Annotated in this window: 11 protein-coding genes and 1 pseudogene; 9 read left to right on the top strand and 3 right to left on the bottom strand. The window is 71.1% G+C overall.

The window, feature by feature from the left end; genetic code table 11:
* Both KBI5_RS00155 and KBI5_RS00150 read right to left on the bottom strand, forming a co-directional pair.
* A pseudogene (locus tag KBI5_RS00155) lies at nt 1–315 on the bottom strand (4-phosphopantetheinyl transferase); the annotation flags it as partial.
* A 140-nt stretch (nt 316–455) separates the two neighbouring features.
* Nucleotides 456–1331, bottom strand: coding sequence for a metallophosphoesterase (locus KBI5_RS00150; protein ID WP_011435944.1), 876 nt, complete (start codon nt 1329–1331; stop codon nt 456–458).
* 217 nt (nt 1332–1548) lie between these two features.
* Between KBI5_RS00150 and KBI5_RS00145 the strand changes: the two genes are divergently transcribed.
* Together KBI5_RS00145 and KBI5_RS00140 are read left to right on the top strand one after the other, a co-directional pair.
* The gene (locus KBI5_RS00145) at nt 1549–1923 is read left to right on the top strand and encodes a DUF1232 domain-containing protein (RefSeq protein WP_011435945.1); all 375 of its coding nucleotides are present in this window, start codon (nt 1549–1551) and stop codon (nt 1921–1923) included.
* Between the two features lie 88 nt (nt 1924–2011).
* Nucleotides 2012–2620, top strand: a complete 609-nt coding sequence (locus tag KBI5_RS00140; protein ID WP_011435946.1) for a DsbA family protein — start codon at nt 2012–2014, stop codon at nt 2618–2620.
* Nucleotides 2621–2785: 165 nt separating this feature from the next.
* Here the strand turns inward: KBI5_RS00140 and KBI5_RS00135 are convergent, their stop codons facing one another.
* Nucleotides 2786–3361, bottom strand: a complete 576-nt coding sequence (locus KBI5_RS00135; protein WP_085013983.1) for a TerD family protein — start codon at nt 3359–3361, stop codon at nt 2786–2788.
* Between the two features lie 307 nt (nt 3362–3668).
* Between KBI5_RS00135 and KBI5_RS00130 the strand changes: the two genes are divergently transcribed.
* From KBI5_RS00130 to KBI5_RS00100, 7 genes are all read left to right on the top strand, one after another.
* Nucleotides 3669–3887 carry a hypothetical protein gene (locus KBI5_RS00130; RefSeq protein WP_035730521.1) on the top strand — a complete coding sequence of 73 codons (219 nt, stop codon included), beginning with the start codon at nt 3669–3671 and terminating at the stop codon, nt 3885–3887.
* A gap of 298 nt (nt 3888–4185) precedes the next feature.
* On the top strand, nt 4186–5430 hold the full coding sequence (locus KBI5_RS00125) for a toll/interleukin-1 receptor domain-containing protein (protein ID WP_011435949.1): 1245 nt from the start codon (nt 4186–4188) through the stop codon (nt 5428–5430).
* The gene (locus KBI5_RS00120) at nt 5427–7316 is read left to right on the top strand and encodes a toll/interleukin-1 receptor domain-containing protein (protein ID WP_085013982.1); all 1890 of its coding nucleotides are present in this window, start codon (nt 5427–5429) and stop codon (nt 7314–7316) included. Before KBI5_RS00125 ends, KBI5_RS00120 begins: the two co-directional genes overlap by 4 nt.
* A gap of 198 nt (nt 7317–7514) precedes the next feature.
* Nucleotides 7515–8366, top strand: coding sequence for a hypothetical protein (locus KBI5_RS00115; protein ID WP_035910626.1), 852 nt, complete (start codon nt 7515–7517; stop codon nt 8364–8366).
* Complete coding sequence (fxsT, locus tag KBI5_RS00110; protein ID WP_116289811.1) at nt 8359–12312, top strand: FxSxx-COOH system tetratricopeptide repeat protein; 3954 nt, start codon at nt 8359–8361, stop codon at nt 12310–12312. The genes KBI5_RS00115 and fxsT overlap by 8 nt, the downstream gene beginning before the upstream one ends.
* Before the next feature lie 123 nt (nt 12313–12435).
* Nucleotides 12436–13503: a hypothetical protein gene (locus KBI5_RS00105; protein WP_011435953.1), complete on the top strand. Its 1068-nt coding sequence runs from the start codon at nt 12436–12438 to the stop codon at nt 13501–13503.
* A 130-nt stretch (nt 13504–13633) separates the two neighbouring features.
* The gene (locus tag KBI5_RS00100) at nt 13634–15925 is read left to right on the top strand and encodes an HEXXH motif domain-containing protein (RefSeq protein ID WP_085013981.1); all 2292 of its coding nucleotides are present in this window, start codon (nt 13634–13636) and stop codon (nt 15923–15925) included.
* Nucleotides 15926–16035: the final 110 nt, after the last annotated feature.

Here is a 16035-nt window from a genome sequence, read left to right as displayed (position 1 = left end):
GTCGATGCCGATGGTGTGGACCTCCGCCGCCCGGGCCACCGCGGCCGCCCGGTAGCCGGCGCAGTGGGTGATGCTTCCCACCACTCCGTCCGGCCAGCCGGGTGCGCCGCGGGAACCGGGCAGGATCGGCGCCGCCGGAAGTCCGAGCCCCTCCAGCGCGCGATGCGCGCATACCCGGGCGGTGGTGAACTCGCGGCGCCTCTTGTCGACCGCGCGGCTCAGCAGCGCAGCCTCCTCGGGGAATAGCACAGCCGAGGGATCGTCCTCAAACGCCTCGACGGCGATGGCCGCGGCGGGCAGCAGGCTCGCGAGCAGGCGCGGATCCACCCTCTTTACTCCGGTACCCGTTACTCCGGTAGCCGTCCCTGACGTCGAAGCCGGCGCCCCCGGCGGCGCCGAGCCTGCCCCCGGCGCCAATCTCGATCCCGGCGTGGAACTCGATCCTGGCATCGCGCTCAGTCCCGGCGGGCCGGCGGTGCGGGGAAGGGCAGGATCTGCCGTAGCCCAGACCATGGCGTGCCCCACGCCGCGCGTTCCCGAGGGTAGCCCATCGAGACCTCCTCAAAGCGGACGTCGTCGTACCAGGTGGTGCGGGGAATGTGCAGATGACCGTAGACGACAGCGCTGGCCCGGAACCGCGTGTGCCAGTCGGCCGTGCTCGTGGTGCCGCACCACAGCGCGAATGTGGGGTACCGCAGTACCGCGGTGGGCTGACGGACGAGTGGCCAGTGGTTGACGAGCACCGTTGGCATTGTCGGATCGATGTCGCCGAGGCGCGCCCGGGTCTGCGCGACCCGGGCCCGGCACCAGGCGTCGATGGTGGGATACGGGTCCGGGTGCAGCACCCATTCGTCGGTGCATACGATCCCGCTTTCCCGGGCCAGGGCCAGCGCCTCCTCCTTCGTCGCCGTTTCGGCGGGCCGAAAGGTGTAGTCGTAGAGCACGAACAACGGCGCGACGACAACGGGGCCGCCCGCGCCCTCCCAGACCGGATAAGGGTCCTCCGGGGTGACGACGCCCAGCCCGCGGGCGATCTCCACGAGATGCCGGTAGCGTTGTTCGCCGCGCAGCTGCACCGGGTCCTGCTTGGGAGTCCACAGCTCGTGATTCCCCGGCACCCAGACAACCTTCGCGAAACGCCCGCTGAGCTGCTTGAGCGTCGTCTCGATATCGGCGATCGTCTCGGCGACGTCACCGGCGAGGATCAGCCAGTCGTCGGATGATCCGGGTGCGATGTCCTCCACCATCCGCCGGTTCTCGGGGTAGGCGACATGCACGTCACTGACGGCCAGCAGCCGCCCGGGCGAAACCGGGGAATCCGTCCGGGACACAAGGCGAAGCCTACCGGCGCGGCCACCGGCGTGTCCGCCAGATGAAAATGCTGTTCCGGTGTTCGAGATGGCGCCGGGTGGGCATCCTGATCGAGGATCATCGCGAGGGATCGGTGACGATCCCTCGAGGACGACACGATGAGCCGACGGATCCAGCCGATCTTGCGGGAGTGGACAGCGATGAACGACAGCGGGCAGCGATGAGTGGTGGGCAGCGATGAGTGACAGCGTCGGAATCGGGCTGCTCGTCGCCCTCGGGGCTCTCGTCATGATCGTCCTGGCGCTGGCCGTGGCCGCGCTGGTCGCCGTCCGGAAGTACCGGCTGCCGTTGCGGGGCCTCGTGGCGACCCTGGCGGGCCTCGCCTACGTCATCTCCCCGGTGGACGCCGTCCCGGAGATTCCGCTGGGGCCGATCGGCCTGATCGACGACATCACCGTGATCATCGCGACCGTGGTCTACCTGCGTGGCCTGATCGCCGCGCGGCGGGGCCTGGACCCGGCCGGGATCGATCCACCCGGCCGGGCGCCCCACCCGATGCCGCGGCAGCCTCCGCCGCCTCGGGTATCAGGCCGGCGCCGCGGTGCCCGCTGAGCAGGCTGCCGCTGAGCAGGCTGCCGGGGCTGGCTGGAACACCGGGGCTGGCTGGAACACCGGGACCGGCCCCGGTGTTGTCCGCGACATGACTTCTGTCACCTTCGCGATCACCTGGGATTACCGTTGCCCGTTCGCCCGCAACGCACATGAACACGTTTTGACTGGTCTCGCGGCCGGTGCCGACTGGAACGTCACCTTTCTCCCGTTCTCGCTGGGGCAGGCGCACGTGGAGGAGGGGCAACCCACCGTCTGGGAGAAGCCCGAGCAGGACTCCGGGATCCTCGCCCTGCAGGCCGGCGTCGTCGTCCGCGACGAATACCCGGATCTGTTCCCCTCCGCCCACCGGGCGCTGTTCGCGGCGCGTCACGACGAGGGCCGTCACCTGGAGGACCGGGCGGTCATCCAGGAGACGCTCGCGGGGGTGGGGCTGCCCGCCGACGAGGTGCTTGCCCGGGTTGACGATGGCGCTCTCGACAAGGTCCGCGCCGAGCACGAGCAGTACGTCGCCTCGCATACCGTCTGGGGCGTGCCGACCTGGATCGCCGGTGATCAGGCCGTGTTCGTCCGGCTGATGAACCGTGCGCCGCTCGGTGCCGACCCGGCGGGTTCCATCCGTGCGGTGGAGCGCATCGTCGACCTGGTGACCGGTTGGCCCGAGTTGAACGAGTTCAAGCACACGTCCATCCCACGCTGATCTTCCAGGCCGGTTCGGTCCGTCCCGGTACACCCACGGCGCCGGGGACAGCGGCCGCGCCGCCCGCCATTCCCCTGTCGGCGCCCGGCGGTGTCAGACGTTCAAGCCGCGTCAGGTGCCCAGGTCACGTGAGGTGCCCAGGTCACGTGAGGTGCCCAGGCCGCGTCAGACGTCCAGGCCGTAGCTGCGGGCGATCGCAGCCAGGCCGCTGACCCCACCCTGGCCGAGCGCCCGGAAGCGCCAGCCGTCCTGATCCCGGTAGAGCTCACCGAACAACATCGAGGTGTCCCGCGCGGCGRCGGTGGTGAGGTCGTACCGCACCAGCTCGTCATCGGTCGACGCGTTGACGACCCGGATATAGGCGTCGGTCACGTCGCCGAAACTCTGGTGTCGATAGTCGGCGTTATGGATGCTGACCGGGAAGACGATGCGCGTTATTGCACTGGACAGCAGGTCGAGACGCACCTCGATCTGTTCGTCGTCGCCCGCACCCTCACCGGTGAGGTTGTCACCGCGGTGCACGATCTCGCCGCGCGGACTACTGAGGTTGTTGTAGTAGATGAAATAGCTGCGGTTGGGAGCTCGCCCGTCCGCCTGCAGGGCAATGGCGCTCGCGTCCAGGTCGAACTCCTCCGATCCGGGAGCATTCGGATCCCAGCCGAGGCCGACGGTGATGTGCGTCAGGCCGTCGGTGGCTCCGGTGAGCGCGACGCTTCCACCCTTGACGACGTCAATGCCCACGGTTCTCCGATCCCACGACGTTCTCCGGCCCGGCGGCCCCGGCCGGTGCGATGTTCGCGATACGTGACTACCCAAGCACATGAGCGTGTCGCTGGTGCGTGCATCCAGGAGACTGTCCCGACCGGTCTCGGCCGGTCCTGCTGGTCGCGAGCGGCGACGGGTGTCCGACGACCGGTAGCCTACTGGGGAGGAATGGTCACCGACCGATTGGTGTCGGCATCGTTGCGCAGTCTCCAGGATCGTGGCCGGGGACGGAGCGCGGCCACCGGCGGCATCGGCCGGCCCGAATTGGCTAACGTCGGCAACCGTGGATCGACTACCGTTGCTTGTCGGGTCCGGTGACATCGCTCGGGCGCTGGGTCTGACCCGCCAGGCGGTCGACCATCGGCTCCGGATCGATCCGGCCGCGCCGAGCCCGGCCGCGGTGGTAAATCGCACCGCCACCTGGGGCGGGACCCGGATCTGGTGGCGAGCGGAGATTGATCGTTGGCTTCGGCTCGAACCCGAGCACTGGGAAGTGCGCTGAGGGAGGCCGCCGGGAAAACGCGCTGACGGAAATCTGACGGAAAGCAGAGAGGTCCGCCCGGGGCATCCGGTGGCCGGCGGTGGACGTCCACAGAACGTGGGACGTGGAACGTGGGACGTGCTCGATGGACCGGCCTACCCGCCACGTCCGTGTTGAACGATCGTTGTTGAACGATCATTGAGGAAACCGGGCGGGTGGCCATCGCCATGCCGCCGGTCGGCTGATAGCGTCTGATGCCACCGTCCGCCGGGTGACGGTAGGTTCGGGGGCGCATGGTGCTGGCTTTTGAGGGTAYCCGATGAAGAACTACTTCTTCATCTCCTATGCGGCAGATGAGGATCGGCGCTGGGTGCAGCGCTTTCACGCCGATCTCGAGTACGAGCTGCGGGTTCAGGTCGGCTCCGCGGTGGGCGGAATCCTGGACACCCGTCCGCGTCCCGGCATGGACGCCGACCTGGCCCTGGCCGCCGGCGCCGGCGGAACCCGCGTGATGGTGGCGCTCTGTTCCGATCCCTTTTTCAGGGACGCCTGGTGCGGGCGCGAGTGGGAGGTCTTCCACTCGCGCATCGAAAATTTCAGCAAGGCCGGTGCGACCAGACTGGAGGACGGTTTCCTCCGGGTGCTGTGGCGTCCGACGCAGGATCCCGTCCCGGCGGTCGCGACGAGGGATCTCGCGGACGCGAGCGCGGGACTCCCCGACACCTATCGCCAGCGCGGCCTGCTCTGGATGATGCGCAAGATGCTGCTCGGGGCGGGCGGGTACTACTGGTTCGTCCGCATGCTCGCGGCGCGGATCGTCGCGGCCCAGCAGATCACCCTGGACCCGGTGCCCGACCTCGCGGTGCGCCGCGCCGCCGCGGCCTTCGGCTCCCACCCCGGCTCGTCCGGGGACCCGTCGGAAGCGATGCCCCCCTTCCTTCCGCTGGCCGGGTCCGTGAACGGGAAYGGGAACGTGAACGGGAACGGGAGAGCCGGTTTCCGGACCCACGGCGACGGCGACGAGGCGCGGCGCGCGGCTTCGATCGGGACGGCACCCCCCGTGCCCACGCCGACTACCACCTCCCGCCGAACCACGCCGCCGGTGGCGTCTGACGTACCGTCGCCGCAGACGCCGCTGGCGGAGGTCTCCCGTCTGGTCGCCATCAGCTACGTCGGCGCCGACCAGGAGTGGGCGGACTGGCTCGAATACCTGCTGCGCCGCGGCTCCCACCGGGTCGTGCAGGTCAGATGGGCGCAGAGTAGAGGTGAGCGGCTGGCCGAGACGGTTGACCGCATCGCCGCGCGCCGGCCGGATGTCACCGTGGCCCTGCTGTCGCGGCACTACCGGCCGCCCCGCCCGGAGAACCCCGGCGAGACCGAGATCGAGGCGTGGGAGCGGCTGGGGCTGGCGGGACCGCTCGAGAATCAGGTCATCCGGGCGGTCATCGACCGCGAACCGTTACCCGAGCCGCTGCGGACGCTGCCGAAGCTGGATCTGAGCCGGTTCGAGCCGACCGCGGTCGACGGACTGCTGGCGGGGATACGGGCGGGAGCCCGGCGATGAACGCCTACGCCCGGCCCGGTCGTCGGCCCGGCGATGCGCCCCCGGTGTGGCGCAGCCGCCGGGAGAACGAGCTGTTCGCCGGTCGCGACGACGAGCTGGAACGCATCTGGGACGGCCTGACCCGGCATCGGCGGGTGGTGCTGGTGCCGGAGGGGGACCAGTCCGACATCGGGGAGACCGAGCTCGCCGGCGAGTACCAGCATCGGTTCAAGCTGCGCTACGACGTCTCGTGGTGGGTGGACTGCTCGACGACCGCCGCCGTCCCCGGGCAGATCGGCGAGCTCTACGAGCGGGCCCGCACCGAACTTCCCGGCCCCCCTCCGGGCGCGGCCGACGCCGGGCCGGAGTCCACCGCGGGATGGTTGGTCATCTTCGCGGGTGTGGGCAGTCCGGACGAGGTGGCGGAGTTCCTGCCCGACGGCGAGGCGCATGTGATCATCATCGCCGACCGCGCCGTGGGCGCCTGGCGGGACCGGACGATGCCCATCGGGCCATTGCGTCGTCGCGAGTCGGTCATGCTGCTCACCAGCGCGGCGCCGATGGTCGACCCGGCCACCGCCGCCCAGCTGGGGGAGTTGGTCGGACACCGGCCCGCCCTGCTCGCGGAGATCGCCGGGTACCTGATCCGCGAGGCGGTCGTGTCGCCGGAACTGTGTCGGCGCCTGCTGGAGATGGCGGCGTCGCGGCCGACGCCGGCCGTCCGGGACGCCGCCGGCGGTGACCAGTCGTCCCGGGCCCAGGCGATGCGTGGTTCCGGAACCCCCGCCGGGGCCGCGTCCGGGGCCGCAGCCGGGGCCGGGGCCGCCGTCATGGTCGCAGGCGAGGTACGTGACCCGGTAGGGCGCAACGCGGCGCGGGCACCATCGATTCCTGTGATCAACAAGCACGGCTGGCCCCCCCGGGAGGTCGACGAGCTCGTCGCGGCCCTGATGCGGGTGGAGTACATCGCTGACCTGGCCGGTTTCGACCACTGGTTCGACGAGCTGACACGGATCCTCGGTCGCACGATCGCGCTGACCTCCCCGGTCGTCGCGGTCCGCCTGACCACGCTGGTCAGCGAGGCGGTCGGCCAGCCCGATCCCGGCATGCTCGACGCCTTGCTGCAGGCCCTCGACCTGGTCGCGCCGCGCGACGACCGGTCCGTCGTGGACTTCCGGCGCTTGGTGACCGAGCTGCAATCCCACTGGAGCGGCGCGGGCTCGGCGCTGCCCGGCATGTCATCACCGGTGCCCGCCTACCAGCTTCCCTCCTGGCCACCGCTGCTGTCTGGAGTGCCCTCCTCACCCCCGCCCAGCCACGGGCCGTCGGGCACCCCGACCTACTACTTCTTCACCAGCCACGCGCACCGCGACGACCGGGATCGCGTGGCCATCTTCCATCGGGAGCTCGAGCTGGAGCTGCGCCGCAAGGTCCGGCGCCGGATCCGGCCGACGGGATTCTTCGACGCCGACCGGCTGGGCGGCGGGGAGCACTGGCCGACCTCGCTGCGCGACGCGGTGCGCACGGCTCCGGTGCTGGTCGCGCTGTGGTGTGACGACTACTTTGAGAGCGACTGGTGCGGCCGGGAGTTCGGCGTTTTTCAGGAACGTATCCGCCGGGCGACCAAGCCGGGCGGGAACCCGCCGTCCGGGATCATTCCCGTGCCCTGGCTGCGGCGGGACGCCGAGGTACCCGAGGCGGCCCGTGAACTCCACATCGCGCATATGGAGCTTGGTCGTCAGTATGACAACCTTCCGGTCCTGGATTTGATGYGCCATCCCGCCGCCTTCGCGGAGTATGTAAGTCTGCTGGCCTACCGGGTCATGGATGTCGCTCGCGACCAGCTGCCGCCGTTGGACGCCGAGGTGACGGAGCTCGTCCGTTCCCCGTTCCACCATCAGCCGTGAGCTGCACGGAGCCGTGATGAGCTGCACGAACACCCCACGGCCGGCACCCGGCGGCAGCGCGCCGCGACCGTCCCGCCGTACCCGGATCCCCGCGGTGAAGAATGTGGTCCGACCTGTGCGAGCTGCCGTGGACGTGGGAGGCCCGGGTGCGATGGTAGGGCAGAGGCCCTGCGCCGAAAAACGGCGTGAGGGGGACCTGTGACACCGTTCTTTCTGGTCCATCACGCGCTCGCCGGCGGTGACAGCAGCTATGTCGAACGTTTCTTCGGAGATGTACAGAATGCGGTTTACGAGCGCCTCGGCTATCGTGAGGTGTTCACTGGCGAGGCGGCCGGCGCGGCGGAGTCCTCGCCGGCGACGGGGGGCCGGTCCAATCCCGATGCGCTCCTGGCGCCGGTGATGGTGGCGCTGTACTCGGACGCCTACTTCACCGACCACCAGTGCCTGCTGGAGTGGTCGCTGTTCCGGGAACGGCTGCGGTGGCACCACCATTTCACCGGTCGGAGCTCTCCGGCGCTGGTCGGTGTTCCCTGGTCCATCCGATCGGTACCCGTGCCGGCTCAGATCGCGGAGGCGGGGATGCTTGTCGGCGACTTCGGCGCGGGCTACACGGCGAGCGGCGCGTTGCAGCTGATCCGGACCGGTTCCGCCTCGGTCTGGTACCAGCAGTTGACCGAACGGGTCAGTGAACTGATCGTGCGTGCCCGCGGCGACGAGCCGCCGGCACTGTCCACGCGTGACGTGGAGTTCGTCGAGCGGTCGGGGCGGACGGACTGGGTGTCGGCCGGTCGGGGCCGGGGCACCCGCTGGTCTGCCGGCAGCTCCGCGACGCTGCTGATCCCGCCGGCTCCCCTGGTCCCCCTGGCCTCGACGGTTCGCACGGCTCCAACCCCGGCGGCTCCAACCCCGGCGGCCATGGCTTCGGCGGCCATGGCTCCGGCCCGAGCCGGTGGCCGGGAGCGTCGATGGCGGATGGCCGATCCCGAGCACACCCGTCGACCCATCCTGCGTCGTGCCGGCGCCGCCGAACTGGACGATGACGATGACTGAACTTTCCAGGCAACCACCGGAACCGGCGGGTCACGACACGCCGGGCGGGCGCGCCGGCAGGCCGGCGCAGATCATCACCTTCTACTCCTACAAGGGCGGTTCGGGGCRCACGATGGCACTGGCGAACGTCGCCTGGCTGCTCGCCGCCTCGGGTAAGCGGGTTCTCACCGTCGACTGGGATCTGGAGTCTCCCGGCCTGCACCGGTATTTCCGCCCGTTTCTGCAGAACAGGGAGCTGGACTCGAGTGACGGCGTCACCGAGATGCTCCAGGGTTTCATCCGGGAGATCGACCGGCTCCAGGACGCGCCGCCGTCGACATCCGCGGAGCAGGCCTCCGTGCCGGACGCCGACGCGGTGCGCGAGATCATCGCCCTGCACGGCGACTTCCGGCACAACATCGAGACCATCGAGTGGCCCGGGTTCCCGGGCGTCGGACGGATCGACTTCCTCGGTCCCGGCCGGCAGACGTCCACGAGCGCGGTGCTGGTGGCCACGGTGCCCTGGTCGACGCTGTTCGAGGACGCCGACGGCCGGGCGTATTTCGCCGCGCTGCGTGAGCGCATGCGGTTCGCCGACTACGACTACGTCCTCATCGACAGCCGGACCGGCACCTCGGACGCGGCCGGCGTCTGCACCCAGCTCCTGCCGGACACCGTCGTCATCGGATTCGCGCTGAACAACCAGTCCATCGACGGCGGCGCCGGGGTGGCCCGCGAGATCCGTAACAGCAAGCGGGACATCCGGGTGCTGCCCGTCCCGATGCGGGTCGAGGACACCGAGCAGCGCAAGCAGGAACTGCGCCGCCGCGCGGCGTTCCACGCCTTCCGCCCGGTGTTGGCCGACCTGTGCGGTTCCGACCCGGAGGCACAGCGGAGCTTTCTGATCGGCCTGGAGATCCCCTACAAGGCGGTCTACGCCTACGAGGAGGTCCTGGCGGCCTTCCAGGAGGATCCCGCCAGCCGGCTCGGCGTCCAGGCCGCCTACCGGATGCTCGCCGGAGAGCTTGCCGGCGCCCCGATCGATGCGCGCCCCGTCCCGCCACAGGATCGGGAGCGGGTGCTGCGGGACTTCGAGCAGTACGGACCGCCCGCTCCGCGGTCGGTGGCGATCTTTGGGGCGCCCGAGGACCGGCCCTGGGCGGACTGGCTGGTGTCGGTGCTGGGAGCCACCGGGGTGCGGATCCGACCGCTGCCCCCGATGGCGCTGACCCCCGCCGACTTCCCCGCCGTCGAGTCACTGATCGTGATCGGATCACCGCATCTGGGCCCGGACACCCCGGGTGAGTCCCTGGTGCGCGAGCAGATCCAGACCCGGATCCGCCAGCGCGGCTCGCGGGCGGGGGTGGTGGTCGTCGAGGTGGGTTCGATGCGGCTCGACTCCGYCTACCATGGAGCCGAGATCATCTCCCTGCCCGCGCGGAACGAGCGGGACGCGGGGGTCGTGGTCCTCGAAGGGCTGGGGCTGCCCGTTCCGCGGGCCCGACTCGACGACCTGCGGGTGGTCGCACCCCGGTACCCGGCCCGCCGGCCCCGCTTCTGGTCGGTGCCGGCCAGGTTCGCCCAGCCGTTCGTCGGACGGCACGCGGTGCTGGACGAGCTGCGCGACCGGCTGCTGCCGGGGGGCCGACCGAGCGGGCTGTGTCCCCTGCTCGGCCCGGACGGCGTCGGGAAGAGCGCCATCGCGGCCGAGTACGCGCACCGGTTCGACTCCGACTACGACATCGTGCACTGGATCTCGGCGGGTGACGCCGCCTCGGTCCGGGCGGGCCTGCGCGACCTCGCCGAGCGGCTGCGTCCCGGCAGCGACGTCCCGGACGCGCAGCGTTCCCCGAGCGAGCAGCTCGAACGGGTCGCCCTGGACGCGCTGCGCCAAGGCGACCCCTCGGCGCGCTGGCTGCTTGTCTACGACGGCGCCGCCGACCCGCGGACGCTGGCCGGGCTGTTGCCCGTCCCGACCGGCAACGGCCATGTCCTGCTGACTTCGGCGGATCCGGCCTGGGACAGTGAACCCGGCGCGTTGTGGGTGGACCCGTTCACCCCGGCCGAGAGCCGGGCGTTCCTGCGCCGGTGGCTGCCCGAGGTCGGTGAGGACCGGCTGGCGACGATCGCCGAGCGGCTACGGCATCAGCCGTCGGGCCTGCGCACTGCGGTCGGGCGGCTTCGCCAGGACCGGCGGGGAGTGCCGGTTGACGATCGTGCCGTCGACGCCTACCTCACCCAGCTCGCCGGGGTCGCACCCGAGCAGGCAACCTGGACGGTGTCGTTCGAGACCCTGCGCACCAGCGACCGCGCGACCCGGCGGGCGGCGGCCCGGCTGCTGGAACTGTGTGCCTTCCTGGCCCCGCAGGGCGTGCCGCTCGCCCTGCTGGAATCCCCGGTGATGCTGCGCCATCTCGCCGAGGCGGTGGGGGACGACGCGATCGCCGACCCGACCGTGCTGCCCGAGCTGTGGGCGGAGATCCGCAAGCCCCGGCTGGCCGAAGTCGACACCGTACCCGACGGTCAGTTCCGCCTCGCCGCGCGCTGGCAGCGGCTCCTCGTCGAACGGATGYAGCCCGCCGAGCGGACCGCCGCCCGCGAGGCGGTGCTCGGCATCTTCGCGGACATCGCCGCGGCCGCTCCGCGGCCCTCGGCCGCCGCGGGCTGGCCGATCTACCGGATGCTGGAGGGTCAGATCCTGGCCTCCGAGGCGATGGAGAGCCCGGCACCCAAGGTTCGGCAGTGGCTGGTGTCCCAGGTGTATGTGATGTGGCGGTCCGGCCGGCTGGAGTTGGGCCGCGGCATCGCCGAGGATGCGTTGCGCAGATGGCGCGACCTGTTCGGAGCGGACGACCCGCTGACCCTGCGGATGGCCGCCCACCTGGCCATGGTGCTCCGCGGTCTGGGACGGTTCCAGGAGGCGTACGACCTGAACACCGACACCCTCGCCCGCCAGCGCCGCCACCTGGGCATTTTCCATCGCCACACATTGATCACCGCGATGAGTTACGGCATCGACATCCGGGAGCTCGGCCGGTACGCCGAGGCAGCCGCGGAGGAGAGCAGCACCCTGGTCGGTTTCCGCGACCGGCTCGGCGACAACCACCTCGACACCCTCATGGCCGCGAGCAACCTCGCGCTGTCCACCTTCCTGGACGGGCGGGCCCGCGAGGCGCTCCACCTGAGCCTGGACACCATGGCGCGGCTACGCCTGGCGGGGGCCGAGGGCACCTCGCAGTTCTGGTGGCTGCAGGCGCGGGCCGGGATCTGCCATCGGGAGCTGGGCGAGCTGGAGCAGGCGGAGCGGTTGCTGCGGGAGGCCGCGACCAACCTCGCCGGCATCGAGGGGGCGACGACGCACCTGACCCTGCGCTGCAACAAGCATCTCGCGGTCGTCCTGCGCCTGCGGGGCAGCCCGGACGCGGCGAGCCGCCTCGCCGGTGAGACGCTCGAGCGCTACACCGAGATCTACGGGGCGTCCGACCTGGGCACCCTGGCCTGCCTGCTGAGCCGTGCCGGCCATCTGCACGCGCTGGGCGAGCACCACCGGGCGTCCGTCGAGGCCGAGTCGTGCCTGCGGGAGTACGAACGTCTCCACGGCCCCGAGCATCCGTTCACGAACATCTGCCGCTCGGATCTGTCCATCTACCTGCGCGCGGACGGGCGGCTGGCGGAGTCCCGCGCACTGGCCGAGCAGGCCCACCTCACGCTGGTCGACGAGCTCTACCAGCACCACCCGTTCGCGCTGGCCGCCGGGGTGAACCACGCCGCGAGCCTGGCGGCCCTCGGCGAGACCGAGGCGGCCCGGGCGCTGGACGAGGATCTGTTGCGCGAATCCGAAATGTCACTGGACAGCAGCCATCCCTACCTCCCGATAATGCGGGAGAACCTGGCGGTCCTCACCGGCCGGCAGGCCGGCGGTGGGCGTGGCCATCGAGAAGTCGACATCGACATCTCCAGCATCTGAGTAGCGTGATGAGGTCGAGCGACGAGTGCACAGTGGCAATCCGCCGGCGGCCGGTCCGCCCGGACCGGGGTTTCCGGTCCGGCGTCGGCCGCCACCCGCCGGGAGCGGCAGAAGGATGAGCTGATGGTGACTGTTCCTGATGATGTTGTCGAACCCCGCATCGTCACCGCGCCGCATGTCGGCGACGAATACAACGGCATCCGGCAGAAGTTCCGCGGGACGGTGGCTGTCACGGGTGCCCAGTATCTCGAGTACTACGTCCACGGATTGCCGACGGTGTCGGCCGATCTTCTGCACCATCCGCGGCTGGCCGACTGTTTCCGTGGTTCACGCACGGTGGAACGGGCCCGCCGGGACTACGAGATCATCGGCCGGCAGCTAAACCACCGGATGACGGAGCTGAACACCTCGCTGGCCGCTCTCGCCAACGGGCGGCTAATCCGGACGGTCTTCGCCGCGCAGGACCGGGCGGTGCTCTACTTCGACGTCGACGAGGGGCAGTACATCGTCGGGGTCTCCCTCGGCGCGGACGCCATCGAGTCCGCTGACCTGACGCTCTCGCGGACCGCGACGGAAATCCGGGCGGCCCGGGGGATCGGCGACCCCAACTACGGCGGCTATCACCGGGGGGACGGCACGTTCCTTCCGTCGCCCACCCGCGCCGACGGTAGCCCGGACACCGGCTCTCATCCATTCGTGTCGTTGCCGAGGCCGTCGGCGCCGGTGTTCGCCAATCCCTGGGCATCGCTGATCAAACGGCGTTGGTCACCCGCCGGGGACTCGCGGGAGGAGGAGTTCCAGGCCCAGGCCGTCAGCGTCCTGAAGCCCGGTGACCTCCAGTACATGGCCCTGGTGCGCGGCGGCACGGTGAGCGCCGCCGACCTGATGGACCACGACGACCTCAACGAATTCTTCGTCGGTCTGAGCCGGGAGGCCCGCCGGGAGGGTCTCGTCAAGGTCGCCGCCAAGTTCCTCGCCCTGAGCGATCTGCTCGACGGTCTGCTGCGATCGGTCCTGAACCGCCGATTGACCCGCACCGTTCTCGACGTGGAGAAGGGTGCGCTGTACTTTCATCGCCTCAGCCGTGACGAGTTCCTGATGGGCGTCACCCTGGATCAGCGTCGGGTGTCCGAAGCCGACCGCCGCTTCCAGCTGCTCGTCCGCCGACTGACGGCTTCGTACGGCTGTTGAAAGGCGCCGGATGACGCCAGGCGAATCCCGTCGATGGACGGGATCATTGTCGATGTCCTCGCGTATTCTTCGTCGAGCAGGTCCCCGCGTCGCGCCGACGCGTACCCGTTGGTGGGGAGGCCCCACATTCATGGCCCACGATCTGATGCCCGTGCCGTCCGGTCTGGTGGATCTCTGCGAGGTCGACGTCGACCGGCTTGCCTCCCTCGCGGGTCCACCCTCGGGAGAATGGCAGCGCTGGATCGCCGCCTGGATCGGCTACCCGGGCAGGCCGCTGCCCGGGGACGTAGCTCTGGCCCTGGGCGGGGATCTGGACCTGACCGACTACCTGCCCAGGACCACATCCTTCGGGGAGATGCCGGACGGCACCGACCCCCCGAAGCCGCCGCGTCTGCCCGGGGCCGCCGCCTGTTCGGGCGGACGGCCCGCGTMCGGTGGCGCCATGACGTCGGGTGGCGCCATGACGTCGGGTGGCGCCATGACGTCGGGTGGCGCCATGACCCACGCCTCTCGGCGGCTCGTCCGTCCTACCGGATCCGCCCGTCGGGTGGTCTCCCCACCCGTCGCCCGGCATCGGATCACCCCGAGGGACATCGAGGCCGTGGCGGGCGGGTCGCCGGGTGCCGCACCGCTGCGCGAGCTGCTGCGGGGTCAGATCAGCAAACGGATGCTGATGCTGTGGGCGTTGCTGCGCGGCCTTGAGAACGCCGACCTCGACGACGCGACGCGCACCTGCGTAGATGAGGCGCTGCGGGTGCTCGGGGACGCTCAGCGGCGGGCCCGCGACGCCGTCCACGACCTGCTCCTGCACCCGACGATCGGGACCTGGCTCGCCGGCAGCCTGCGGCGGTGCTGGCAGGGGTCGGCCGGACCCGACCTCGACCGCCTCGGTTATGTGGGTGGGATCGCGGTGGCCGCCGCCCTGCGGGCCCGGATGCCGTGCCGGGTGCCGGTGCGGATCATCGACGGGCTGGTGTCGATCCCCACGATGGGCGTCGTCGGGTCGGGGGCCACGAGCGGTTGGGGCGTCGCGCACGTGTCCGACCGGCGGGTGACGCTGCGTGGCAGCGCCGGGTGGGGACCGGCCGGTGGTGACGGCTGGACTCCGGCGCGCATGCTGTCGAGCACTGTCGACGGTCACCGAATCGCACTGACGCTGGAGGACACCGACCCGTTCCGGGCCGCGGACACGCTTCCCCTGCCCGTCGCCGCGCGCTGCGACGAGGCGGCGGCCCGGTGGCAGCGCCTGCTCGACGGCGCCTGGAGTGTGCTCGCGGGCGACGACGGGGTGCGGGCGGAGGAGGCCGCCGCGGTCCTGTCGGCGCTGGTCCCGTTGCGTGAGGTCCCGGACCGGCCCGGCACCGGCGTCACCGTGATCGACGCGCTCGGCGCGCTGATGGTCAGCCCGCCGACCGACGCGCTGTGGCTTGCCATCACCGTCGTGCATGAGGCGGCGCACACCAGACTGGAGATGCTGAGCGATCTTGCGCCCCTGGTCGGCCCGCACGACGGCTCCGTGCACTACGCTCCCTGGCGGCCCGACCCCCGGCCACTCGCCCCGCTGCTGCACGGCGCCTTCGCCTTCGCCCAGATCGCGGCCTTCTGGGCGGGGCGGTGGGCCCGGGACGGCGCCGGGTCGGATCTGGGCGCGGCGTACGAGTTCGCCTGGTGCCGGGACGCGGTCTCGGCGGTGCTGCCCGTGCTGCGGGATGCGGCCGGGCTCACCGAGGCGGGCCGCCGGTTCGTCTCGGCCATGGGCGCCAGGATCGACGTCTGGATCGCCGCCGACCTGCCGATCGCGGCCACTACCACAGCCGCCACCGTGCTGCGCGACGTCGCCGTCGTCTGGCGGCTGCGTAACCGCCGGCCCGACCGCGACCACATCGAGAGATGGGCGCGGGACTGGGCTGCCGGTCGGCCCTGCGGACGGCCGGTAGCGCCGTCGTCCCGCCTCGTCCCCCAGACCGAGCCGTACAGCCCGCACCGCCACGCCCGGCAGGCACTGACCTCGCTGCGGTTCGCCATGCCCGACCGGTTCGCCGGGCTCGCTGGTTCTGCCGGGCTCGATCCGGCGGCCTGGCCCGTCAACGCGACCCTCGGAGACCTGCTCTACGTGCGCGGAGACCTCGGCCGCGCGGCCGAGGAGTTCCGCCGGGAGCTGCAGGCCCGTCCGGGGCGGGCGGAGTCGTTCGCGGGGCTGGCCCTGGTGCTGGCCAGACGGGCCGGGGGACTGGAGCGCCGGCTCTACCTCGACCACCCCGAGGCGTTGCTGGCCCTGAGCGTCCGGATCAGGGAGCTGACCGGCTCCACCCCTGACCCGCGCACGCTCGCGCGGTGKATCGCGGCGGGAGGCCCCGGTTACCCGGATCGCTCGTGGCGATCTCTCAAGACGAGGCCGCTACCGGTCGGTGCCCGGCGATAACCCGACGGCGGGGATGCCGGCTGGGATGCCGTCCCGCCGGCCGCATCCCGCTCCGTTCGCGATGACGCATTCGGCGAATCCGGAACAGCGAGTTTCCGCGGGCCGCGTTG

This window comes from Frankia sp. KB5, assembly GCF_002099325.1.
Classification (GTDB): domain Bacteria; phylum Actinomycetota; class Actinomycetes; order Frankiales; family Frankiaceae; genus Frankia; species Frankia casuarinae.
This window is presented reverse-complemented; position numbering and strand designations above follow the sequence as displayed.

Excerpts from the sequence above, each read along its gene's own strand:
- KBI5_RS00145 (WP_011435945.1), top strand. The coding sequence starts at position 1,549 with ATGAGTGACAGCGTCGGAATCGGGCTGCTCGTCGCCCTCGGGGCTCTC.
- KBI5_RS00140 (WP_011435946.1), top strand. The coding sequence starts at position 2,012 with ATGACTTCTGTCACCTTCGCGATCACCTGGGATTACCGTTGCCCGTTC.
- KBI5_RS00105 (WP_011435953.1), top strand. The coding sequence starts at position 12,436 with ATGGTGACTGTTCCTGATGATGTTGTCGAACCCCGCATCGTCACCGCG.